20 protein-coding genes and 1 pseudogene are annotated in these 23,112 nt (G+C 60.0%); 15 read left to right on the forward strand and 6 right to left on the reverse strand.

What is annotated here, in order from left to right:
• The first annotated feature begins 70 nt into the window (after positions 1 to 70).
• The 3 genes from D8U60_RS06295 (at position 71) to D8U60_RS06305 (ending at position 2,916) form a co-directional block, all read left to right on the forward strand.
• The gene (locus tag D8U60_RS06295; RefSeq protein WP_130899740.1) at positions 71 to 997 is read left to right on the forward strand and encodes a LysR family transcriptional regulator; all 927 of its coding nucleotides are present in this window, start codon (positions 71 to 73) and stop codon (positions 995 to 997) included.
• 167 nt (positions 998 to 1,164) lie between these two features.
• Positions 1,165 to 2,124, forward strand: a complete 960-nt coding sequence (locus D8U60_RS06300; protein ID WP_130899741.1) for a DMT family transporter — start codon at positions 1,165 to 1,167, stop codon at positions 2,122 to 2,124.
• Positions 2,125 to 2,652: 528 nt separating this feature from the next.
• Positions 2,653 to 2,916, forward strand: a complete 264-nt coding sequence (locus D8U60_RS06305; protein WP_130899742.1) for a ubiquitin-like protein — start codon at positions 2,653 to 2,655, stop codon at positions 2,914 to 2,916.
• Between the two features lie 519 nt (positions 2,917 to 3,435).
• Here D8U60_RS06305 and D8U60_RS06310 read toward each other — a convergent pair.
• Entirely contained in the window at positions 3,436 to 4,380 is a 945-nt protein-coding gene (locus D8U60_RS06310) for a GlxA family transcriptional regulator (RefSeq protein ID WP_122699069.1), read from the reverse strand.
• Positions 4,381 to 4,495: 115 nt separating this feature from the next.
• Between D8U60_RS06310 and D8U60_RS06315 the strand changes: the two genes are divergently transcribed.
• Positions 4,496 to 5,260 carry an SDR family NAD(P)-dependent oxidoreductase gene (locus D8U60_RS06315; RefSeq protein ID WP_130899743.1) on the forward strand — a complete coding sequence of 255 codons (765 nt, stop codon included), beginning with the start codon at positions 4,496 to 4,498 and terminating at the stop codon, positions 5,258 to 5,260.
• 57 nt (positions 5,261 to 5,317) lie between these two features.
• Here D8U60_RS06315 and D8U60_RS06320 read toward each other — a convergent pair whose 3' ends face one another.
• Entirely contained in the window at positions 5,318 to 10,780 is a 5,463-nt protein-coding gene (locus D8U60_RS06320; RefSeq protein WP_130899744.1) for an ATP-binding sensor histidine kinase, read from the reverse strand.
• A 56-nt stretch (positions 10,781 to 10,836) separates the two neighbouring features.
• Complete coding sequence (locus tag D8U60_RS06325; protein WP_130899745.1) at positions 10,837 to 11,508, reverse strand: response regulator transcription factor; 672 nt, start codon at positions 11,506 to 11,508, stop codon at positions 10,837 to 10,839.
• 198 nt (positions 11,509 to 11,706) lie between these two features.
• On the opposite strand from D8U60_RS06325, the gene D8U60_RS06330 reads away from it, so the two are divergent.
• The 11 genes and pseudogenes from D8U60_RS06330 to D8U60_RS06385 all read left to right on the forward strand — a co-directional run bounded on the left by D8U60_RS06330 (position 11,707) and on the right by D8U60_RS06385 (position 20,271).
• A complete protein-coding gene (locus D8U60_RS06330; protein WP_110645792.1) occupies positions 11,707 to 12,711 on the forward strand; it encodes a DJ-1/PfpI family protein in 1,005 nt (334 codons plus the stop codon).
• A gap of 96 nt (positions 12,712 to 12,807) precedes the next feature.
• Complete coding sequence (locus D8U60_RS06335) at positions 12,808 to 13,188, forward strand: response regulator (RefSeq protein ID WP_016774274.1); 381 nt, start codon at positions 12,808 to 12,810, stop codon at positions 13,186 to 13,188.
• 311 nt (positions 13,189 to 13,499) lie between these two features.
• Positions 13,500 to 14,698 (forward strand): annotated as a pseudogene (locus D8U60_RS06340) (S-type pyocin domain-containing protein).
• Positions 14,699 to 14,708: 10 nt separating this feature from the next.
• A complete protein-coding gene (locus D8U60_RS06345) occupies positions 14,709 to 15,062 on the forward strand; it encodes a DUF6572 domain-containing protein (RefSeq protein WP_016774273.1) in 354 nt (117 codons plus the stop codon).
• 109 nt (positions 15,063 to 15,171) lie between these two features.
• Positions 15,172 to 15,510, forward strand: a complete 339-nt coding sequence (locus tag D8U60_RS06350) for a DUF6572 domain-containing protein (RefSeq protein ID WP_071171895.1) — start codon at positions 15,172 to 15,174, stop codon at positions 15,508 to 15,510.
• A 579-nt stretch (positions 15,511 to 16,089) separates the two neighbouring features.
• A complete protein-coding gene (locus D8U60_RS06355; protein WP_016774271.1) occupies positions 16,090 to 16,455 on the forward strand; it encodes a hypothetical protein in 366 nt (121 codons plus the stop codon).
• Positions 16,456 to 16,571: 116 nt separating this feature from the next.
• Entirely contained in the window at positions 16,572 to 16,931 is a 360-nt protein-coding gene (locus tag D8U60_RS06360) for a DUF6124 family protein (protein ID WP_016774270.1), read from the forward strand.
• Positions 16,932 to 17,378: 447 nt separating this feature from the next.
• A complete protein-coding gene (locus tag D8U60_RS06370; RefSeq protein ID WP_073475203.1) occupies positions 17,379 to 18,581 on the forward strand; it encodes an NAD(P)/FAD-dependent oxidoreductase in 1,203 nt (400 codons plus the stop codon).
• Positions 18,582 to 18,620: 39 nt separating this feature from the next.
• Positions 18,621 to 19,553 carry an MBL fold metallo-hydrolase gene (locus tag D8U60_RS06375; protein WP_016774269.1) on the forward strand — a complete coding sequence of 311 codons (933 nt, stop codon included), beginning with the start codon at positions 18,621 to 18,623 and terminating at the stop codon, positions 19,551 to 19,553.
• Positions 19,554 to 19,698: 145 nt separating this feature from the next.
• On the forward strand, positions 19,699 to 19,938 hold the full coding sequence (locus D8U60_RS06380) for a hypothetical protein (RefSeq protein ID WP_016774268.1): 240 nt from the start codon (positions 19,699 to 19,701) through the stop codon (positions 19,936 to 19,938).
• A gap of 84 nt (positions 19,939 to 20,022) precedes the next feature.
• Entirely contained in the window at positions 20,023 to 20,271 is a 249-nt protein-coding gene (locus D8U60_RS06385; RefSeq protein WP_130899746.1) for a DUF6555 family protein, read from the forward strand.
• Here D8U60_RS06385 and D8U60_RS06390 read toward each other — a convergent pair.
• From D8U60_RS06390 to D8U60_RS06400, 3 genes are all read right to left on the reverse strand, one after another.
• On the reverse strand, positions 20,268 to 21,002 hold the full coding sequence (locus D8U60_RS06390; RefSeq protein ID WP_130899747.1) for a class I SAM-dependent methyltransferase: 735 nt from the start codon (positions 21,000 to 21,002) through the stop codon (positions 20,268 to 20,270). The genes D8U60_RS06385 and D8U60_RS06390 overlap by 4 nt on opposite strands.
• A 178-nt stretch (positions 21,003 to 21,180) precedes the next feature.
• Entirely contained in the window at positions 21,181 to 21,690 is a 510-nt protein-coding gene (locus D8U60_RS06395) for a nucleoside deaminase (RefSeq protein ID WP_016774265.1), read from the reverse strand.
• A gap of 33 nt (positions 21,691 to 21,723) precedes the next feature.
• The gene (locus D8U60_RS06400; RefSeq protein ID WP_122610153.1) at positions 21,724 to 23,064 is read right to left on the reverse strand and encodes a nucleobase:cation symporter-2 family protein; all 1,341 of its coding nucleotides are present in this window, start codon (positions 23,062 to 23,064) and stop codon (positions 21,724 to 21,726) included.
• Positions 23,065 to 23,112 lie beyond the last annotated feature (48 nt).

Consider the following 23,112-nt stretch of genomic DNA (forward strand, 5'->3'; position numbering starts at 1 on the left):
GCCTTTTGATCTTCCACCAGTAGTGGAAGCCACCTAGAATCACTTTCAATCATTCGTTGAAGGTGCGCAGATGGAAACCTTAGGCAATTTGCTCTCATTCGTGCGCAGCGCCGAGGCGGGAAGCTTCTCTGCCGCCGCGCGGCGCCTGGGCCTGACTCCCGCGGCGGTCAGTCGCAATGTCGCGCAACTGGAGGCCAACCTCGGCGTACGCTTGTTTCAGCGCAGCACGCGCAAACTCACGCTGACCGAAGCGGGAGACCGCTTTCTGGCCAACGTCGGTTCGGGACTGGAAAGTGTTCAAGCGGCGATCGCCGACGTGGCCGGCAATGCCGGAGAGCCTTCAGGGCTTTTGCGTCTGAGCGCAGCACCCGGTTTCGCCAGGGATTTTCTGTTGCCGCTGATGCCCGAGTTTCTCAAGCAATACCCCGCCGTGACCCCTGAATGGCACGTCGACAATCGCCAGGTCGATCTCATCGCGGACGGGTTTGATGCGGCTATCGGCGGCGGCATCGAACTCTCGCAAGGTGTGGTCGCCAGAGCCATCGCCCCGGCGCATCTGATTCTGGTGGCATCGAAGGAATACCTCTCGGCACACAAGCGCATCCGGCACATCGAAGAGCTGGCGACGCTGGATCATCTGGCCATGCGCTCGGTACAGACCGGCAAGGTACGCAGCTGGATGCTGCAAGGCCCCGACGGGCAACGGGCACCGCTGGAGTTGGCGCCGCGCCTTTTGGTCAACGACCCGCAAGCGCTGTGTCAGTGCGCCCGACTGGGGTTGGGGGTTGCGCTGTTGGCGGTTCCGGATGTGCTGCCTTATCTGCAGGACGGCACGCTGGAAAGGGTTTTGCCGGGCTGGCATGTCGATGCGGGACAGATCTATTTGTACTTTTCCAGCCAGAAACTGTTACCAGCCAAAACCCGGGCTTTTGTGGATTTCCTGGTCGGTCAGGCTCGAGAGGATGGGTGGGCCGCTCTTTTCGATGCTCGGGCTTAAAAGGCAAGTCATACGACCTCTAAATCCGAAGTAGCACCACGCCCAAGCGGTTTATAAAGTCTTTCAAGCTTGCGCCTCTACTTGATTACGGTACAAACTTGGCAGTTGTACGACAACATAATAAAAACCTGAGCCACCCCGAGTGGCTATCATTTTTGAGATCTGCCATGTCCCGTCCTGAGTTTGCGCCAACCGTACCGCCGCCCTTCCCCCGTTATCTCGCCGTGATCATTCTGTTGTGCATGGGTTGTGCGTTCGCCGGCAACCACGTCGCGGCACGGGTGGCTTTTGATGATGGCGCGGGCGTGTTGCTGGCGATTCTGATGCGCTCGGGCGGGACCTTGCTGGTGCTGGCTATTCTCGTCCTGTGGCAGCGGCAAAGCCTGCGCCTGCCGGCGGGCGCGTGGCGTTGGCAACTGTTGTTGGGCCTGCTGATTACTGCGCAGAGCCTGTGTCTGTACTCCGCTGTCGCACGGGTGCCGGTCGCTTTGGCGCTGCTGGTGGCCAACGTATTTCCGATCCTGCTCGCCTTGCTGACCTGGGCGCTGGGCGGCCCACGACCAAGCGCGCGCACCGCGATGTTGATGGGCTTGATTCTCGTCGGGCTGGTGTTCGTGCTGGACGTCCCCGGACGTCTGTCAGACAGCGCGAGCGTCGGCCCGGAATGGCTACTGGGCGTCGCACTCGCCTTCTGCGCCGCCAGCGTCTTCGCCTGCGCGCTGTGGATCACCGACCACAAACTGTCGCAAGTGCGCGGCTCGGTGCGCAGCCTGCTGACCATCTTCATCGTGTTCAGCAGCGTCAACCTGGCCGGCCTGACCGGCGCCCTCCCCGGCGGACTCAACCTCCCCGCCACTTCAACCGGCTGGCTGGCCCTTGCCACGCTTGTGGTGCTTTATGGGACCGGCTTCATTGTGTTGTTCATTTCCGTGCCCAGGTTGGACATGCCGCGCAACGCCCCGGTGATGAATATCGAACCACTGGCGACGTTGTTGATGGGCTGGATTGTGCTGGATCAAATGCTCAGCAGGGGACAGATCGTGGGTGGAGTGATTGTAGTGAGCGGGATTGTTTTGCTGACGTATCGCAAAGCGCCGGTGAATGTTGGGGTGAAGGCTGAGGTTTGAGGGGATGTGGTGGCGGGGTTCTTCGTTGGTGAGCGCGGGACATCGCCACCACCTCGATAGCCGGTCAACAGAATCGCAATTCCCCCTTGGTCAGGGGTGGTAATTGCAATTCAAGACCGCATGTTCGTCCGCCAACTCGCAGAAGTGAGTGAGCCAAGTTAATCGCACCCACTTGATCTCGATAATGGGTCGAATCCGTTAATCCAAACAACCTTCCATATCAAGAGAATGCGACCAACACATCAACCCCATAGCATTAGCATAAAATGATTGATCAAAATACATCTAAGAGACAGCCCCTCATCTTTTAGTAACGGCTGCTTATACCAAAAGCCACCATATGCAGAGCGCCATATCTCAAAAAAAAATAGCAAACTGTCAACTCTGACAGTTCTCGACGATGAAAAGGCAGTATTTAATTAGTCAATGCTCTGACCTAACGATGACACATGAGTCAAGCATAACTTTGCTTTAAATAGACTAAAGAAGACCCTACTTAATGTGACTCAATTTCTAAAGGAGTTAGGTATGGCAAATATCGACTCGGATGCCGGGGAAATTAACATCAGGATAACGGATCAATTTAGCTTAACAATGCAATTTAAAATAAATAAAACCACTATCCTGAAAAAACTCATGTCCGCATACTGCGAAAGGAGTGGTGCTGCTATTGAATCACTGGAATTTAGATTAGATGGACAGCCGATCAATAAAATGGACACACCAGAACTATTAGATATGGAAGAAGGGGACGTGATTGAGGTTTACCAGAAAAACGCCCTCTACTGCTAATTCTCGTGCAAATCAGCCAAAGTGAGGACTACATTTACGAATCGCGCCCTCATTTTATTTGATCCTATCGGGTGTGACTTTGAACATGGTGAAACTCCTAGTTAGAAAAGGAGCCTTCACATTCGCTACCAAACGAAGGTGGCGGCCATACGCGGGTTGGTAGACCGGTAACTAGGAACCGGCACACCCGAAGGTGTCCTGCGCATGGCCACCATTGAGCAGAGCCCTGAAGCAGGTATGCGAACGGTGCGCGATGCGACTAGTTATGGCGGGCTACCAAACCCGATCACTGTTTTTCAGCGACCGACAGACGATAGAACCCGCGACCTAGACGCACAAGCCGGCGGATTCTGGCGTAGTCGTAGGGAATGGCGCAAGGCGTTGTAGCCGTTTGCTTAAGGCTGGAGTTACTGTTTAAACGGGCTGAGGGTTTTCTGTTTATGTAGTGGTGAATGAGCTGACGTCATCTCGAGCAGGCTCGCTCCTTGGTATTGGGACGTTGATTAACCAACACGAGCCTCACACCATCCGCCGCGAATCCCTCCGTACCGCCTGCGGCGGCACGCCAAAGCCGCGCATGAACACCTCGCGCATATGCCGACGGTCACGAAACCCGGTTTCTCTGGCGACCACATCCAGACTGTGACTGCTTTGCTCGATCAGCAAACGCGCCGCTTCCAGGCGCAGGCTCTCTATCGCCTTGGCTGGTGACTGGCCGGTTTCGGCGGTGAAAACGCGGGTGAATTGCCGCGGACTCAAGTGCACCACTTCGGCCAGTTCTTCGACGCTCAGCGGGCGATTGAGGTGCTTGCGCGCGTAATCCAGCGCACTCTGAATGCGGTCGGATTTGGGCGACAGCGACAGCAATTCCGAATGTTGCGACTGCCCTCCGGACCTACGCTGATGCATCACCAGTCGATGGGCGACCGAGCGGGCGATTTCGCTGCCCAGATCCTTCTCGACCATACCCAGCGCCATGTCGACACCAGCGGTCATGCCCGCCGATGTCCACACCGGGCCGTCGATGATGAAGATGCGGTCGTCCTCGACATTCACCGACGGATGCATCCTGCGCAGCGCCGGGGCGAACGCCCAGTGCGTGGTCACGCGGCGGTTATCCAGCACTCCGGCCTGCGCCAGTACGAACGAGCCGGTGCAGATGCCGGCCACGCGGCGTGCGCCGTCGGCGAGCCCGCGCACGCTTTGCAGCACGTCAGCATCGGGCGGCGTCAGCGGAGTCAGCGTGCCAGCCACCAGCCAACTGTCGGCCAGCCCCGCCTGCGTCAGTGGCAACGTATCGACGTGCAAGCCCAGCGAGGAGCTGACGATGCCGCCGGCCTGGGAAAAGTTCTGCACCTTGTACACGGCTTTGCCGGTGACGATGTTGGCGAACTCGAACACCGACTGGGTCGCCAGCGCCATGACCTGAAAACCTTCCGTGAGCAGATAGCCGACTCGATGCATGGTCGCGCTCCGTTGTTGAATGTCCTGAAACACTACCACATACGTCATTCAGGTCGGAGCAGGTTTTCTCCATCATGGCTTGCATACCAATCAATCCACTCGCGGGACGCAGCTCATGAAACTTGAAGCCAACACGATCTTCATCACCGGCGGCACTTCCGGCATCGGCCGCGCACTGGCCGAGGCCCTGCATCAGCGCGGCAACAAGGTCATCATCGCTGGTCGTCGCCAGACCCTGCTGGCAGAGATTGCCCAAGCGAATCCGGGCATCGACACCGTGCAGCTGGACATCAACGATGCGCAGCAGATCAAGGACGTCGCCGCCGAAGTCATCCGCCGCCATCCGTCGTTGAACGTAATCATCAACAACGCCGGGATCATGCCCTTCGACAACGCGGGTTCCGGCGACTTCAACGATGAACAGGCCGTCGGTCTGTTGCAGACCAACCTGCTCGGCCCGGTACGCGTCAGCGCGGCGTTCGTCGAACACCTCAAGCGCCAGCCCGAGGGCTACATCATCAACAACAGCTCGGTACTGGCCTACCTGCCGCTGGCGACCACGGCGCTATATTCGGCGACCAAAGCGGCTATCCATTCCTACTCGCTGTCGCAGCGTTTCATGCTGCGCGACACCAGCGTCAAGGTCCTGGAAATCGCGCCGCCTTGGGTTGATACCGACCTGATTCACAAGAGCGGCGACGAGCGCGCCATGCCGCTGGGCGAGTTTATCGAGGAAACCCTGATCAAGCTGGAAACCGCCACCACCGAAGTGCTGGTTGATCGAGTCTTGCCGCTGCGAGCCAACCAGGGCGCGAACGAGCACGGGTTGATCGAGCAATTCAACCTGTCGCTGCTGGAAAATCCTATTCCGGTGGCCTGAACTCACCGACAGAAACACCCGGGCTCAATGCCCGGGTAGCCTGGCTGTTGATCATGTTCATTCACAACGCGGCAAGCCAAACACCACCCGCGCCCCGCTCGGCTCATTGCGCTCGGCCCACAATTTGCCGCCGTGTCCTTCAATGATCGTGCGGCAAATCGACAGGCCCATGCCCAGCCCGGTGGATTTGGTCGTGTAGAACGCCGTGAACACTTGCTCCGCCCGCTCGCAGGCAAAGCCCGGCCCTGAATCGCTGACACTGATGTGCACGTTATCACCCAGCGCCTCACTGCGAATCAGCAGACGTCGCTGCCCCTCTGCCATGATCGTCATGGCTTCGAGGCTGTTGATGATCAGGTTAAGCAGCACCTGTTGCAGTTCGACCCGGTCCGCCACTACGAAAGGCAAATCTGCCGCCAGCTCAACGCTGACTTCGGCGCCGTGCTTGAGCGCTTCGCCACGGCTGAAACCGACCATTTCTTCAATCAGCAGATTGAGGCTGACAGGCTGACGCTGCGGTGGCGTTTTGTGAATCAGCGCGCGGATGCGCCCGAGTACGTCGGCGGCGCGGTTGCCGTCGAGAATGATATGCCGCAGGCCCTGCTCGACTTCGTTGATATTTGGTGGCTTTGCACCGAGCCAGCGCAACGCGGCATTGGCATGGGTCACCGTGGCGGCGATCGGCTGATTGACTTCGTGGGCAATCGATGCGGCTAACTGGCCCATGGTTGCCACACGATTGGCGTGGGCCAGTTCCGTTTGCACCTGACGATAACGACGCTCGCCTTCGCGCACTTGCTCTTCAGCCAGCTTGCGTTCGCTGATATCCAGCACAAAGGCCAGGCCCTGTTGCTGACTCGCTTCGAAGGCGGCCAGACCGACAATCACCGGCAGCCGACTGCCGTCCTTGCGGATGTACTCCTTTTCGAATGGCTGGGCCCGGCCGGTGTGGATCGCCGTTGCCAGTGCAATATCGCTGTTAGCGCGCATCGCCGGCGGGGTCATGTCACGCCAATGGACATTGCCCGAAAGCAACTCATCACGGGTGTAACCGACCATGCGCAGGAACGCGTCGTTGGCCTCGATGATTTCCCCTTCCACGCCCCAGACGATGATGCCGATGATGTTGGCGTCGACCAGCCGACGGATCTTCGCTTCTCGCTCGGCGAGGTCGCGGTACAGGCGCGCGTTGTCCAGCGAGATCGCTGCCTGCGACGCCACCAGGCGCAACACGGCGAGACGCGTCGGGCTGAACACCCCGGCGGACAGGTTGTTTTCCAGATACAGCGCCCCGGCGACCCGCGCCTGATTCATCAATGCCAGGCAAAGGATCGAGCGCGCGCCTCGTTGCTGAACGTATGGATCAGCGGCGAACAGCGGATCGGCAACCGCGTCGTCCAGGCACAGGTTTTCGCCGGTGCGCAGCGTCTGGTAGAGCACCGACTCTGCCAGCGCCACCGTGTGCAGCGGCGCGTTGCACAACTGCGTGGCACCGTCGCCGATACGGGTTCGCGCAGCGACATAGGGAACGTCGGCGTTCAACAAAATAAGCACGCCATGCTCGGCCCCGGCCTGTTCGATCGCGGTGCGCATCACCGTTTCGATCAAACGGTCCAGGACGATCTCGCCGGAGACTGCTTGAGAGACCTTGAGCACCGTTGCCAGGTCGAGATGTTCAACTGGCGTAATGAGCGTGGTGACCGGATTCGGTTGCGCCTCTTCGGCACGCAGAAAACGATGACGTCGCTCCAGCTCCCGCACCTTGCCAGCAGCCCCCCAACGCAGATAGGCATAACGTGCGTCGCGCAGGTAGACGCGGGATATCCTGGCCAGACCGCGAGCGCTGTAGAACCGTGCGGCCAGTTCGTTGGCCAGCGCTTGGATATGGAGCAAACCATTGTCCTGAGCCAATTGAATGGCTTGCTCGTACTGCAATTCGGCTTCGAGCAACTGCCCGGTGACGCGCGCCATTTCCGCGCCGACCAGCGCCACCTGACTGGCGAAGGTCTCTGCACACAAGCGCGCCCACGTCTGCAACTGTTCATGATGTTGACCCAGACGCTGCAAAGCACCGGCGTCAGTTTCGCCGTGGGCCGCCAAGGTCAAAGCCGCGTAGAAATGGTATTCGGCCTCCTCGAAAAACGCCGAAACCACCCACAAAAGTCCCTGCGCCTGGGCCGCGCACTCAGCGGCCGCCGCGTAATCCCCGGCCAGATAGCGCGCCTGCAACTTGCGTACCCAGTACTTGCCGCGCGCCAGCGCCAGATCCGCCGAACCGGCCAGATGCGCTTCGACAGCTGTTTCATCGAACCCCTCATCGTCGAAACAGCCGAACGTCGGCGTCTGCCCGCGCAGCATGCGGATCAGCGTCAACTGGCAGCGCATGAAATCCGCCACCAGACCGAAACCGACCTTTTGTGCATAGACCAGCCCTGATTCCGCTTGCGCCTGCACCTCGGCCAGCGGCTCGCCGATAAACAACAGATCGGAAATCAGGCTGTTTCCAGCGAACGCTGCATACGGCAGATCGCCGCTGCGATGGGCCGCGTTGAGCGCACGGCGCAACAGTTCGCGGCACTCGCGCACTGGCCGCATCCAGCGCACCACGAAGATCGAGAAGCACAACCAAGTGCTCGCTTCATAACGCGTGAGCCCGCGCCGATCAACCAGATCGCAGCCCAGACGGCCAAATCGATAACCAGCGGCATAGTCGCCAAAACGCGGCCCCGACACGCGCCCGAAGTTGGCATAGAGCAGGCAGGAGGCGTCGCAGTTGCCATATTGCAGGCTCAGGCTGATCGCTTTGCAAATGGTCAGGCTGGCGAGGTTCAGATCCGACTGCACCGCCGGCGCGAAGAGTTTGCCCAGCGCATCGAGGGTGGCCCGCGCGGCAGGATCCTCCATCAGCGGCAAGTCGATCATCTGCTCGATACTGCGCCCGCGCAGCCTGGTCCAGACCTGCTGATATTCGTCGCGCACCTGAATATCGTCCGGACGCGCTGGCCAATCGATGCCGACCTGACGCAGAAAGGCCAGACACACCGTCACCGCCCGGTCACTGCGATCGAGCAGCAAGTAGACATCCATCTGCATGCACGCCACCGCCGCGCGCTCGACGGTGGTCACGGCGCGCTCGGCCAACGTCGCCAGGCGCGAGTCGGCAAGCTGCAGTTGGCCGGTGAGAAATTCGCACTCGGCACGGTTCAGCTCCAGAGCGAAACCCAGTTCATGCCGACTGTCATAACCGTGCTCGCCCAACAGTTCTGCGCCGGCGCCCAGATAGGTCAGTGCTGAGGTATAAGCGGTCGAGGCCTTCGCTCGCTGGCCGGCGAGCAGGTTGAACTCGGCCAGCTGCTCGCGCTCGGCACGCAGGCTGATCAGATGCGCACCGCGATTGAGCTGGCCGACAATCTCGAAGATCGCCTCCTCGCGCCGCTCACCCTGGGTTTGCAGTGCCAGCAGCCGGCCGATGCGCAGGTGCATTTGCGCCCGTTCGGTTTCCGCGATCAGCGAATACGCCGCCTCATGGATGCGATCATGCACAAACCTGTAGGCACCGTCCTGACGCTCGACCAACTCCAGCCGCACCGCCGGCGACAATGCGGAGTGAACGTGAGGCACCGGCACATCAAGGACTGTGGCCAGCGTGTCGAGACGCGCGACGTTGCCCAGGCAGGCCAGTTGTTGCAGCGCCTGGCGGGTTTCCTGGGGTAGCCGCGCCAGTTTGCCGACCATCAAATCGACGACATTGTCGGTGTAGCCCTTGCCGTTGATCAGGTGCACATCCCACCGCCAGCGCTGGCGCGCAGGCTCGTATGTCAGCAGCTTCTCCTCGGCCAGGGCGTGCAGAAACTGGATGACGAAGAACGGATTGCCAGCGGTCTTGTCCAGTACCAGCCGCGCCAGCGCGACAATGCTCGCCGGCGGGCAGCGCAGTGACTCGCTGATCAGTTGTTCGATGTGCGCGCCAGACAGTGGCGCCAGACGAATTTCGTCAATGTGTACGTCGGCGTGATGCAGGGTCTTGAGTGTGCGGCTGAGTGGGTGATCGCCATCTACCTCGTTGTCGCGATAAGCACCGACCAGCAGCAGATGAGGGGTCTCTGCGCGACTGAGCATATCTTCGAGCAGATCAAGGGTGGCCGCGTCGAGCCATTGCAGGTCGTCAAGGAACAGCGCCAACGGATGCTCGGCCTGAGCGAACACGCCGATAAAACGCTGCAAGACCTGAAGGAACCGCTGCTGCGCCTGTTGCGGCTCCAACTCAGGCACGGGCGGCGGCTCGCCGATGATCAGCTTGAGTTCGGGGATCAGATCGGTGATCAACCGCGCATTCGCTTCCAGTGCCCGCAACAGTGCTTCGCGCCAGCCCGCCAGTACGTCGGTGCGCTTGCCCAATAGCGTCCGCACCAGCCCCTGAAAGGCCTGAACCAGGGTCGAATAAGGCACGTCGCGCTGGTACTGGTCGAACTTGCCGGCGGCGAACAAGCCACGCGACGGCACCAGCACCTTGTGCAGTTCACTGACCACCGACGATTTGCCGATGCCGGAATAGCCGGATACCAGCACCAGTGTCGGCGCGCCTGTCTGCACCACATTGGCGAAGGCATCGATCAACGTTTGCACTTCGTGTTCGCGGCCGTAGAGTTTTTCCGGAATCAGCAAGCGCTCGCAGGCGCCCTGCTCGTTCAACGTGAACGTCTCGATCTGCCGCATACGGCGCCAGTCATCGAGGCAACGGCGCAAGTCATGCTCGACACCGGCTGCGCTCTGATAGCGTTCCTCGGCCGTTTTCGCCAGCAGTTTCATGACCAGTCGCGAGAACATCGGCGGCACCGTCGCCACCCGTTCACACACGGGCATTGGCAGCCGCGCGATATGGCAATGCACCCACTCCGTCGGGTCATTTGCACTGAACGGCAGCGAGCCGGTGAGCATCTGGTAAAGCGTCACGCCAAAGGCATACAGATCACTACGCGAATCGATCGAACGATTCATCCGCCCGGTTTGTTCCGGCGCCATGTAGGCCAGCGTCCCGGCGATAGATTCCGGTGGCGTGGGCGCTTGCCGCTCCCGTGGCAAGCGCGTGGCCAGGCCGAAGCCGGTCAGCCGCGCCTGCCCATCATGACAATGGACAAAAACATGCTGCGGTTTCAGGTCTTTGTGCACCAGACCACGCTGATGCATATGGCCCAGTGCCTTGGCGATGTTCGTGGCCAATTCCAGACAGGTTTCGATATCCAGCGGGGCGACCAGCAACCGCGACAACGGCTCGCCGCCCGGATCGTCGAACAGCAGACGAACTCGGGTGCCCGTACGCTCGAAAGCTGTCGGCTGCAACGCCCAGGCAGGATTGAGGTCGTCCCTGAGGCTGTATTCATGCGCCAGACGCTCCAGGGTGCTCGGCAATGGCTGGCCCATCGCCGGACGCACCGCCAGTAGGCTGCCATCATTCGAACCGCGCTCACGGGACAGCATCCGCTCGCCGTCGTCCCACAAAATCTGTTTTCTGCTGGCCATCTGCGTCAACACTGCTCAGGTTTTTTGCCGCACGGTGAGTTGCACGTCGCCAGCGCTCAGGGGTTGCGCTGGACAGGCTCGATGCCCAGCGCTTCTGCGATACGCACCAGATCGGCCACTGAACGTGCGGCCATTTTGCGCATGACCTGGCCACGGTGGACCTTGACCGTGACCTCGCTGAGGTTGAGCTGTCCGGCAATCTGTTTGTTCATCAGCCCGGCAATGACGAAGCCGAGCACTTCGCGCTCACGTGCGGTCAGGGTTTGGTAAGCCCGACACAAAACGGCGCCGGAGTGTTCGGCTGCCAGCCGCGCACGGTCGCGAGCCAACGCACTGGCCACGGCGTCGAGCATGTCCTGATCACGGAACGGCTTGGCCAGAAAATCCACCGCGCCGGCCTTCATCGCCTTGACGCTCATGGCGATGTCGCCGTGGCCGGTCATGAACACCACGGGGATGCGCAAGCCGTTTTTTTCCATCTGTTCCTGAAACGTCAGGCCACTTTCGCCGCGCAGGCGCACGTCGAGCACCAGGCAACCGGGTACCTCACGTTGCGCTTGCGCGAGAAAATCTCCGGCGCTGTCGAAGGTTTGCACCTGGAGGCCGATCGAGCGCAGCAAGCTGTCGAGCGCCTGGCGCATCGAGGCATCGTCATCGACCACGTACACCACTGGCTCGCCGAGCACGCCGGGATTTTGCGCAGGGCTGGAATGCGACCACAAGGTCATTGTGTCTCCTCGGCGAGATCGCAGCACGCGTTGGGCTGGTCAATAAATCTAGTTCAGGATGGCCACCGCAGCCAGACACCTGCCGGACGGTCAGCAATCAGGCTAACAGTCAGCGCCATTGCCGGCCGGCCAGAAACCACTGAAAATCGGCCAAGCTGAGGCAGTCCGCCGCCAGCGGTGCAAACAGGCAGGCCCGCGATGTCCACTCATCCCGCTTTTACAACGGCTCCGCGCGACGTGGTGTTCATCGCCTACCCACGCCTGAGCCTGCTCGATCTCAGCGGTGCGCAAACCGTGTTCTGGGCCGCGAGCAAAGCCATGGCCGAGCGCGGGCAGTCTGGATATCAACTGCACACCGCCAGCCTCAACGGTGGCTTGATCCAGACCGTCGAAGGGCTGTCCATCGACACCCAAGCGTTAACCACGCTCGACACCGCCGCGCTGGACACGCTGGTCGTGCCCGGCGCCCCTGACATCTGCCAGACCCTTGAGAAGCACCGCGAACTGAGCGACTGGCTGCAGGACCATGCTCACCTCGCCCGCCGCGTGGTCTCGGTGTGCAGTGGTGCGTTTCTGCTGGCTCAGGCCGGATTGCTCGACGCCCGCCGCGCTGCCACTCACTGGGCGATGTGCGACGCTTTGCGCGATCGCTTTCCAGCGGTCGAGGTAGATGCCGACGCGATCTTCATTCAGCAAGGCAAGGTCTGGACCTCGGCCGGAGTCACCGCCGGGATCGATCTGGCGCTGGCGCTGGTCGAGGCCGATTGCGGCCGTGAAGTGACGTTGCAAGTCGCGCGGGAATTGGTGGTGTACATCAAACGCCCCGGCGGCCAGGCGCAATACAGCACGCTGCTGCAATCGCAGGCGCAGGACGCTGCAATGTTCGATGATCTGCACCTTTGGCTCATGGAGCGCCTCGGCGATCCGAATCTGACGGTGGAGCGCCTCGCCGAGCAAGCCGCAATGAGCCTGCGCAACTTCACGCGGGTCTATAAAGCGCGCACCGGGCGCACACCGTCGAAAGCGCTCGAGCTGTTCCGACTCGAAGCGGCCAAACGCCTACTGGAAAACTCCCCGCACAAAATCGAACGAATCGCCCGCATCTGCGGCTTCAACGATGAAGAACGCCTGCGCGCCTGCTTCCAGCGCCACCTGTCGATCTCCCCGCGCGACTACCGCAGTCGCTTCAGCCGCGATGGCTGAACCGCTATACCTACGTATAGTTTTGCCCGCTGGCCATCAGCGTATGGTGCAAGAACGACAGGAGTCACCAGCTCGGCCGCCCGGCCCGGGAGCGTTATGCACAAGACGCATGTCATTGCGGTAGTGGACGACGACGAGGCAATGCGCACATCGCTGAGCAGCCTGCTGCGGGCGTCGGGGTATCAGGTGTTCTGCTATGCGGCGCCGGCGGACTACCTTGACTCGGACGGGCCGGTGCAGACTGATTGTTTGATCTCCGATATTCAGATGCCGGGCATGGGTGGTTTGCAGATGCTGGATGCACTGCGGGCGCGAGGCTGGCGGATGCCGGTGATTTTTGTGTCGGCGGATCAGAGTGGTTTGCTTTGCGCCAAGTTTCGAGAAGCCGATGTCGTTGCCTGCCTGCGTAAACCCTTTGCGGCGGACGAGCTACTTGCCTGGGTTGAGTTTGCACCGCGTAAATCTGAAAACACTTGATAAGGCCCTGATCGCATTGAATTGCGTGTCGCCTGGATTTATCGCCCCCTATCGACTCGGTCGATCAGGCCGATTTCTGACAGAAGACAACACGGTCGGCTCCCTCTCCTCGAGGAGAGGGCTGGGAGCGAGGGGAAGCTCCAGAGATTACGGAGGTAGTTGAGCTACCCCATTTCCTTAAGCGCTGACTTGATCACACGGAAATGAGAGGCGCCTCAGAATCTAGAATCAAAGCGCCACTAATTGCCACTGCAAACTCCGCCTGTCACCCTCCACCCCGTTCAAAAAGGACCAGAACAAGGAACCAAGGATTGAGCGGCTACGTCCCCAACCCACCCAAGGGTTACCGCAACACCGGCGTCGAACCGGTCGACCTAAACGCCCAGCACTGGGCGCAATACAAAGAACTCCCGCCAGCGCCAGACGCGAAACCCGACCTCAAGGGCTGCGTCTTCGCCAAAAGCTGTAACCTGCCCGACGGCGAAATCAACCACAGCAACCCGACAGGGTTCGTCCCCGTTGAAAAACTGGCGGACTACGGGCTATGGGCCGTTTTGGCCACTGGCGCAGCGATTACCGCCGAAGGCACGTCCCTCCAGTTTGTCGGCGGCTCCGCAACTGGCAGTGCCGTTGCCCAACGGCTGGGCGGCTCACTCGCGCTAGGCTTACTCGACGGCGCAGGCGCCATGGCAGCAGGCGCTGCCGTGGGCACCGTCGCGCTATTGATGCCCAACACCAGCATCGCCCCGGACAGTGCCTTCTATAAGGACGAGCAATACGCCACGCTTGAAACCGGCCGAACGCGTGTTCGTGTCAACGTAAAAACGTTGCCGGACGGCTCCGTCAACGCCTACGGCTTTTACACCGGAGGCAAGAAGGACTGGGAAAATGTACCGGTCATCAAAGCGCAGAAAGACGGCGAAAAATTCATCGCCGACATCGGCGACGGCATCGGTCTGACCTGGACACCCGGAGCAAGCTCCGATGGAGTGCTGGGGATCCCAGCGCTGGAAGGTGCCCCTCAGCTACCTCCCGTCTGGGTCTATCCGCCGACACCTCAGTCGGACACGCTGCTGGCCAACCCCGCGCACCCACCTGAGTTCCAGGATGCGATCATCTGGTTCCGGAGGATGCGGGGATTGAGCCCATCTACATCGTGCTCAGCACGCAGCTAGAGAAGAATAAGCAAAAGGGCAAAGCGTTCGAAGAAGCGTCCTTTGACGAATTCAGTAAGATCAAACCTGAAGCCGCTCGTGAGGTCACCGTCAAAACCGACAGCGGTGTACGCACGCGCATTGATATGATGGGCCGCGATGCGGACGGCAACATCTCCTGCGTCGAATGCAAATCTTCGGAAACAGCGCCACTGACGCGCAATCAGAAATTGGGCTTTCCAGAAATAGAAAAGACCGGCGCAACCGTCGTCGGCAAAGGTAAACCCGGCTTCACCGGAGGCACCCGAATCCCACCTACCAGAGTCGACATCATTCGACCTGACCCGACCCTCTGAGGGAGCAGACATGTCCATCACCGAAACCAAAGTCGTCGACATCATCGCAGTACCCGAGTGGGAACCCGACAATGTCGTACTCGTCATCACTGATCACTTGGAATGGGGCGACAAAGCCCAACAGGGTGAACACCTGTTGTTGCTACAGGAGAAGATCAATACCTACATCGCCTTCATCGAGAGCGGCGAACTGCTGGAAAGCTATCCGCCAGCCAAGGGCAAGAATCCGAAAATTCGCATCAATGGTTTATATGAGCTACCTGAGCAAGGTGAAACCTTTGTCGACCGCGTGACCGAGGTACTCAAAGGCGTAGGCATCGGAATGGAATTTGTGCTTAAGGACGACTTTGCTGTTCGACACTAGGCGTGTGAGCTAGTAGAGCTAAAGCAAAGCAAAGGGCGGCAAGCCACAGAGCTGTAGCTCGGTTCCCTCAGAGGGATTGAACAAACCGGCTGGAGGCCAAGGATCCGCAGTGTCCTTAACAGACCCGAACATTATCGATATGTGGGGAATCCCCAAATCGGACAGTGGCGCCATCATCCTGGGCATCGCTGACCACCTAGAATGGGGCAATAAGACCCTACAAGCCGAGCACCTGCTCGCGCTACAACGGAAGATAAACGGCTACATCGCTTTCATCGAAAGCGGTGAGATCTATAACAAGATTCCCGCTGCACTCGGCAAGTCACTTGTAATCCGTGTTTACGGCAAGTACGAGGTTTCGGAGCAGGGGGAATTGTTCTTCGAGCGCGTGGCCGAGCTCCTGAGAAAAATGGGAATCGGTTTTGAGTTCGTTTTCAAAGCAGACTAAGCGCTATGTCATTTGTGATCCCAGTGTTGACAAGTAATTTTTTCACCTGCCAGCCGAGGCGTTTTTCTGCTGATCTACGGCCAACAGTGGAAGAGCCAAAAAGCCCGTCTACGACGCGACTTGCTTGAAACTCTCCGCCCCACGGCGCAACGGCCTTGAGATCGGCCTAAACAGATTCGGGTCTCCGATATTCTGAAAAGGTGAGATGAGCAGGCACGTACAGCGCATAAACACGACTTGGCAAGCACGTTTAAATTACACCGATTTCTCCTCCAAAAAGCCTACAACGCCTTGCGCCGCTGCCTACGGGTACTTCAGAATCCGCCGGCTTGTGCGTCTAGGCTGCGGGTCCTATCGTTTGTCGGTCACTGAAATAGGTGATCGGGTTTGGTAGCCCGCAGTGTTAGATATACAGATCTGCCGTCGAGATTTCTGTCTCGGATTTGCGGTGGCCATGTATAGGGCGTCCTAGGGCGCGCCGGATCCTAACACCCGGTCTACCAACCTGTGCATGGCCGCCACCCTTCGTTTGGTAGCGAAAGGGTGAAGCCTCCCTTAAATGTGTTAGGAGCTTCATCAATGTTCAAAGTAACCCCAAACCCGCCGGAAGCGGATTCAATCCCGTACGACCCTGCTCTGGAACCTCAGCGGATAAAAGATGCGGCTGCTCGCGCCATCAACTTTTACCTCGACCCTCAGACGCTCAAAACCACCATTCCCAAGCGCCAGCCAGGCAGGATCTTTCTCATTGACCCGACGGTGGATGAGGAAACGTTGCTCGTCGAAGCCTGTGAATCGCTGGCAGCCGCCAATGACATGGCCCGCGAAATCGGCGGCGTGATTGACCATCCACAGCGTCGATCGCTGCTGATGTTGCAGCAGGTGATCATGTTGAGTGAGCTCATCGTCAATCGCGTGCTCGACAGCCGACGCGTGTCGAACTAGCCGGCCATCGAGGCATGAGGGGGCGTGCTCCCCTCACTGCCAGCGGACGCGCCACAGCCGTGGCGCGTCGTCCTCATACCCAGACGCTCAAGCGGCGCTCATCGGAGTTTCAGCTGATGTCACAGACACCCTCCCATCCGCCGGTCACCGAATCGGTATCGCCTTATGAATCCTTCCATTCAAAAAAACTTCACGACGCCGCCGAGCGCGCGCTCGACCATTACCTCGCGCCGGCCAAGATCAACGCCACGCCCTACAGTCCCAACACGTTGTTTATGGTCAATCCTGAGTCCGACACAGAATCACTGTTGGTCAACGCTTGCGAATCCCTGGCTTCCGCCACGGTGATGCTCAGCGATTTCGCCGGAATGCTGGAGGGTTCACGACGCAATACCCTGTTGGGCATCGCGCAGGTGGTCATGCTAGGAGAATTGGCCGTCAACAAAGCGTTGGATAACGTAGTGCCCACAGACTGAACAACGGCATCGGCCGCGCAGGCGTGCTGGCACCTGCGCTGCGTCGCCCATTTCAGCGAGCCAGGTGGGCGCTGTCCAAGCTGACCAGAAAGCTGCGAATGTTGTTCTGCACCGCGCGGTTGATCGATTCCTTGATTCTCACCAGCTCCGAAAAAGGCATAACCCGAAAGGACTTCGCCGATCGCGGCGATGTTCGTTTCGAACAACACCTCGCCCGGTATTCCCACCTCGCCCCCATACCTTCGTATACCCCCCTTCCACCCATGCGTAGCCCACGCACACCGATGGACAACTGCGCTCGCAGCCTCCCCGCCCTAGCATGGCTCTACACAGCGGGCGATTGAGCGCCAGGCAGTACGGCAAGCAGTTACGGCGGCCAGTGATCGTCACGCCAGAGTCCGCATCGGACTCGGGTGTCATCCATCCATCAGCGTCAGGGAGCACATTATGAAACAGCAATTATTGGTGATCGGTGCAGGGTTCGGCGGGCTGTGGAGTGCGCTGAGCGCTGCGCGTTTGCTGGATATGCATGCCCGTCAGGATGTCGAGATCACGCTGCTCGCCCCGCAAGCCGAATTGCGTATTCGCCCGCGCTTCTACGAGCCGGACGTGCACAGCATGTACGCGCCGCTCGACGCGCTGTTCGATGCGGTGGGTGTGCGCTTCGTCAAAGGCACCGCTGAAAGCATCGACGCCCGGGCGCGCCGAGTCGGCTACCGCGACGAGGCCGGGCGTCCGGGTGAACTGGCCTACGATCGGCTGGTTCTCGCCAGCGGCAGCCAGCTCGCTCGGCCTCCGGTGCCTGGCCTCAAGGAGCATGCGTTCGATGTCGATCAGATCGAATCCTCGGCGCGTCTGGAACGTCATCTCATCGCCCTCGGCAACCAACCGCCCAGCGTTGCGCGCAACACCGTGGTGGTCGCGGGTGGCGGTTTCACCGGGATTGAAACTGCGACGGGAATGCCGGCGCGCCTGCGTGCGATCCTCGGTGAGGATCAAGACCTGCGCGTGATCATTGTCGATCGCAGCAAGGACATCGCCGCGACCATGGGTGATGGCATTCGCCCGTCGATCATCGAGGCGTCCAATGACCTGGGTATCGAATGGATCGTCGATGCCAGCGTTGCCGCTGTGGATGCCAATGGCGTCACCCTCGCCGATGGCCGCCACATCGAAAGCCAGACCGTGATCTGGACCGTAGGTTTCCGCGCCAGCCCGCTCACCGAACAACTCGACGCCGAACGCGATGGCCAGGGCCGCCTGCACGTCGATGGCAACCTCAAGGTGCACGGCATCGATCACGTCTTTGCCGCTGGTGATGTCGCTCGCGCCGCCACAGACGACTTCGGCAACTATGCTGCGATGTCTTGCCAGCACGCGATCAGCCTGGGTCGCTACGCCGGCAACAACGCCGCCGCCGATCTCCTCGGCGTCGCTCCGACAATGTATCGCCAGCCCAAGTACGTGACTTGCCTGGATCTGGGCGCCTGGGGCGCGGTATACACCGAAGGCTGGGATCGTCAGCTGAAGCTGGTGAAGGCCGAAGCCAAAGAGCTGAAGACGCAGATCAACACGGTGTGGATCTACCCGCCCGCCGCAGATCGTCGCGCTGCCCTCGCGGCCGCCGATCCGCTGATCCCTGTAGCCTGATTTCACCTCCGCTTTAGCCCTGAAAACAAGGAGAACACCATGACCCTGCATCTGGATTCCTTCACCGCCAACCGCGCGGTGGCCCTGCAAACGCAAAGCGAAGAACTGGTGCCGTCGCGCTACGCCCTGCGCCTGGGCGACATTGACGTGATGGTGATCAGCGACGGCGTGTTGCCGTTGCCGACCCAGACCATGTCAACCAATGCCGACCCCGCCGACCGTGCCGCCTGGTTCAAGGAAATGTATCTGGGCCCTGACGCCTTCGACTGGGCGCTCAACGTGCTGGTGGTGCGTAGCGGCGAACAAGTCATCCTCGTCGACGCCGGCCTCGGTGGCCAATTCCCCGGTTTCCCGCGTGCCGGGCAGTTCCCCAAGCGCCTGGCCGCTGCCGGGGTGGATCTCGCCGACATCACTGATATCGTCATCACGCACATGCACATGGACCATATCGGCGGCCTGCTGGTCGACTCGGTGAAGAGCCGTCTGCGTCACGACGTGCGCATCCACGTCACCGCGGCCGAAGTGAATTTCTGGTCCACGCCAGACTTCACCAGCACCGACATGCCCGCACCAGTACCAGACGTCCTGCGCAGCACCGCCAACGCGTTCATCGACCACTATGAAAGCAAGTTGCACATCTTCGAAGACGAATGTCAGGTTGCACCTGGCGTAGTTGCAAAACTCACCGGTGGTCATACGCCAGGGCACTGCGTGGTCTACGTCAACTCCGGTGGCGAGCGCCTGACCTTTGCCGGTGACGCATTGTTCCCGGTGGCGTTCGATCACCCCGACTGGCACAACGGTTTCGAACACGATCCGGCCAAATCGGTGGAAGTGCGCGTGCGCATGCTCAAGGAAGCCGCCGCCAGCGGCGAGCTGTTCGTCGCCACGCATCTGGCCTTCCCTTCGGTGGGTAGGGTCGCGATCAATGGTGCTGCTTTCCGTTGGATACCTGCGATTTGGGATTACTGATTGCGCGCCTGAAATCTTCGCCCGGCTTCTGCCGGGCGAAACCTTTTTCACCGCCATTGCTACGCAGAGCCGTGCGGGCGGTGACCATCCTTCGGTTGCTGTGTACCCTTTCTGCATCAAACAAATCTGTGCAGAGGACAGAGCGTTGGCATATCTGGATTGGGTGCAATGGCCGGCGATGCTGGTCACCGTTCTGGCCGCGTGGCTGATCGGTTCTCAACGACCGCAACGGCGCATGAGCGGTTTCGTTTGTTTCAGTCTGAGCAATTTGCTGTGGGTGATCTGGGGCGTCCATGCCGGGGCTTACGCGCTGATCGTTCTGCAGCTCTGCCTGTTCCTGATGAACCTGCGCGGCTTCATGAAGAACCGCGTTTTAGAGCGCTGAGTGACGCTGATCATCCGGCCAGAAAATCCTTTGAATTTTTCTTGTCGGACAAAATCATTTACGTATGAGCGTAAGGAGGAACTCATGCGTAGCACCGATATTTTCGTCATCGAATACAAACATCACAACCAGCCAAAATCATTCGTCATCCGCGCCAAGAGTATGCGCAACGCCGACGCTTGGCATTGGGCGAGCTGTGACGCCGGTATTGCGCCGATTCCGAAACCGGGTAAACCACCGTTGAAAGTGGTTTCCAAACCCCAGGCCGAGCGTTATGGAATTACGGAGGTGAAGTGGCGCGAGACGGCTGCGCTGGACTGGACGGAGGCTTAGGCAAATCGGGTCGCCTGGCTGAGCTTGCACGTCAGCCAGGCGCTCCAGAACAAACTGCTGAAAAACCGTGTTGCATCGCCGAATCCGGCACCATGTAACAAGGCCTGCACCGCCGCCTCCGAGTGCGGCGGATCAGCGCCCTGCAAAATCTTACCGAGTTTCGCCTGCACCTCGTCAGCGGTTGCGCCCTGCTGTCGCCAGCGCTGGCTCCAGGCTTGCAGCAGCAACGGCTGACTGGCGTAAGCGTAATGATTGCCAGCCACGATCAATGGCGCGCCGGGTTTGAGGCGGGCCTGAATGGAGCGCAGTATTTGTTGCTTGGCCTCGTCACCGCCCAGGTGATGGAGTACACCGATCAGGGTGGCGGCGTCGAAAGATGCGTCGGCCGGCAAATCTTCGACATGACCGAGATGTATCTGGACCCTGTGCAATAGATCATTGGCGAGCAGATGTTCGGTCGCAGCATCGAGCATTGGCCCTGAAGGATCGACCGCAGTGAAGTGCCAATCCGGCTCCAGCGCGGCCATGGCGATGATTTCCTGCGCGGTGCCCCCCGCGCCCACCACCAGCACGTTTGCCGGACGCGACTGCCCAAGGCTGGCGGCGAGCATGCAGGCCGACAGGTCGTGACAGGCATCGTAGCCAGCCAGGGCAATGCGGCTTTGCCGGGCATATTCATTGGCGCGGGAGGTGTCGAATTTGCCGGCGGCGTCAGTGGCGGGTTGAGTCATGGCGATTCTCCTTGTCTTTGCGACACGCTACGCGGTGAGCGTGGAGAAGAAAAATCCAATGATTTCATGGGGGGCATTCCGCTGGGGAATGTGTGGATGTCATCCCGGCGAAGTAAAAGTGATGCAGAGCGTCAGCGGATGCGTCCCCACGCAGGAGCGTGGGAACGATCCATATCAACTAAGACCAGAACCCTTTATGCGGCTCAGCTGCCTCTGCCTCCAGCATTGGCCCGAAAACGCTGACCGTGCGCTGCCCTCTGGCAAACACTTCGCGACACGGCAACGAGAACGTCGGGTTCTCCGGATGATCGCCGGTCAGCCCGAGCAAAGCATGTTCCGACAACGCATACACCACTCGCCCGACACCGGTCCAATACACCGCGCCCGCGCACATGCAGCAAGGTTCGGCGCTGGTATACAGCGTGCACGCCTCCAGCTCCGTGGGTGACAACCGCTTCGCCGCCGCAGCGACCGCGACCAGTTCGGCATGCTGGGTGGGATCACCCTCCGGCGGCATCGAATTGTTGCCCGCTTCGGCAATCACCTTGCCGTCGCGGTCCGCCACCAGCGCCGCAAACGGGTGCCGGCCACGTTGTTTCGACGCCTGTGACAGGGCGATGGTCTGGCGCAGCAATGCCAGGTCCAGATCGCTGACGCCGGCCGGAACAAGCTGAGTGAATTGATTCATGGGTAACTCCTGGGCAGTGGGAAAGAACAAAGGTCAGTCAGCCAGTTCGGCCGTGGAAGCGCCGACGGCGTCGGTCGATGGTTTTTGTTTGTTGAGCAGTACATTGAGCAGAATGGCGGTGATCGCACCGAGGAAAATGCCGCTGTCGAGCACCAGTTTCAGCGTCGGGCCGACATGTTCGAACAGGGCCGGAAACGACATTGGCAGGACGCCGACGCTGACCGACACCGCAACAATGATGGCGTTGCGTGTACCTTCGAACTGCACCCGTGACAGTTCCTGAATGCCCGCCACCGTGGTCATGCCGAACATGACGATCGCGCAGCCGCCCAGCACTGGAGTGGGCACCGCCGCAATCAACGCGCCGAGCTTGGGGAACAAGCCCATCAACACCATGATTGCGCCAGCGGCGGCGACGACGAAGCGGCTCTTGATGCTCGAAAGCGCAATCAGGCCGGTGTTTTGCGTGAAGGCGTTATAGGGAAAGCTGTTGAACAGACCACCGAGCATGGTCGACAAGCCGTCGGCGCGGAACGCGTTGCCGAGGGTCTGCTGCGTAGTCGGTTTGCCGACCAGTTTGCCGATGGCCAGGCAGTTGCCAGTGGTCTCGGCCATGATCACCAGCATCGCCAGGGTCATGATCAGAATCGGTACCAGAGAAAATTCCGGCGGACCGAACGCCATTGGCGCGCTCAACTCGAACCACGCCGCCTCGCTGACCCGATTGAAGTGCGTCATGCCGCAGGCGGCAGCGATCAGGCTGCCGACAAACAAACCGATGAGCACGCTGAGGTTACCGATGAAGCCGCTGAATTTCGCATAAATCACCAGCGTCACACTGACCGTGGCCAGGCCCAGCAGCAGATTGGCCGGGCGACCGAAGTCAGGCGAATCGGGATTACCGCCACCCAGCCAGATTGCCGCCGCCGGCATCAGTGAAATACCGATGATGGTGATCAGGCTGCCAATCACCACGGGTGGAAAGAATCGCAACAAGCGGCTGAACACCGGCGCCAGTGCGATGGTCAGGAAGCCGGCGGCGATCACCGCCCCGAAGATCTGGCTGAGGCCGAACTCCTTGCCGATCATGATCATCGGCGCCAGCGCAATGAATGAGCAGCCCTGAATCAACGGTAACCGCGCGCCGAACTTCCAGAAGCCGAGGGTCTGAATCAACGTCGCCACACCGGACGTCAGCAGGTTGGCGTTGATCAGTAAAACCACCTGAGCCGACGTCAGCCCCATCGCACTGCCGAGAATCAGCGGCACCGCCACCGCTCCCGCATACATCACCAGAACATGCTGCAGACCGAAGGTGAAAAGCTGCCGCAGGGGCAACACCTCATCGACCGGGTGAACGCGTTGTGTAGTCATGGCACAAGCTCCTGAAGGGGCAGCGTTGGGTGTAATCGCGGGCGCTCA

The sequence above is a fragment of the Pseudomonas sp. Sample_11 genome (assembly GCF_004307505.1).
GTDB lineage: Bacteria > Pseudomonadota > Gammaproteobacteria > Pseudomonadales > Pseudomonadaceae > Aquipseudomonas > Aquipseudomonas atacamensis.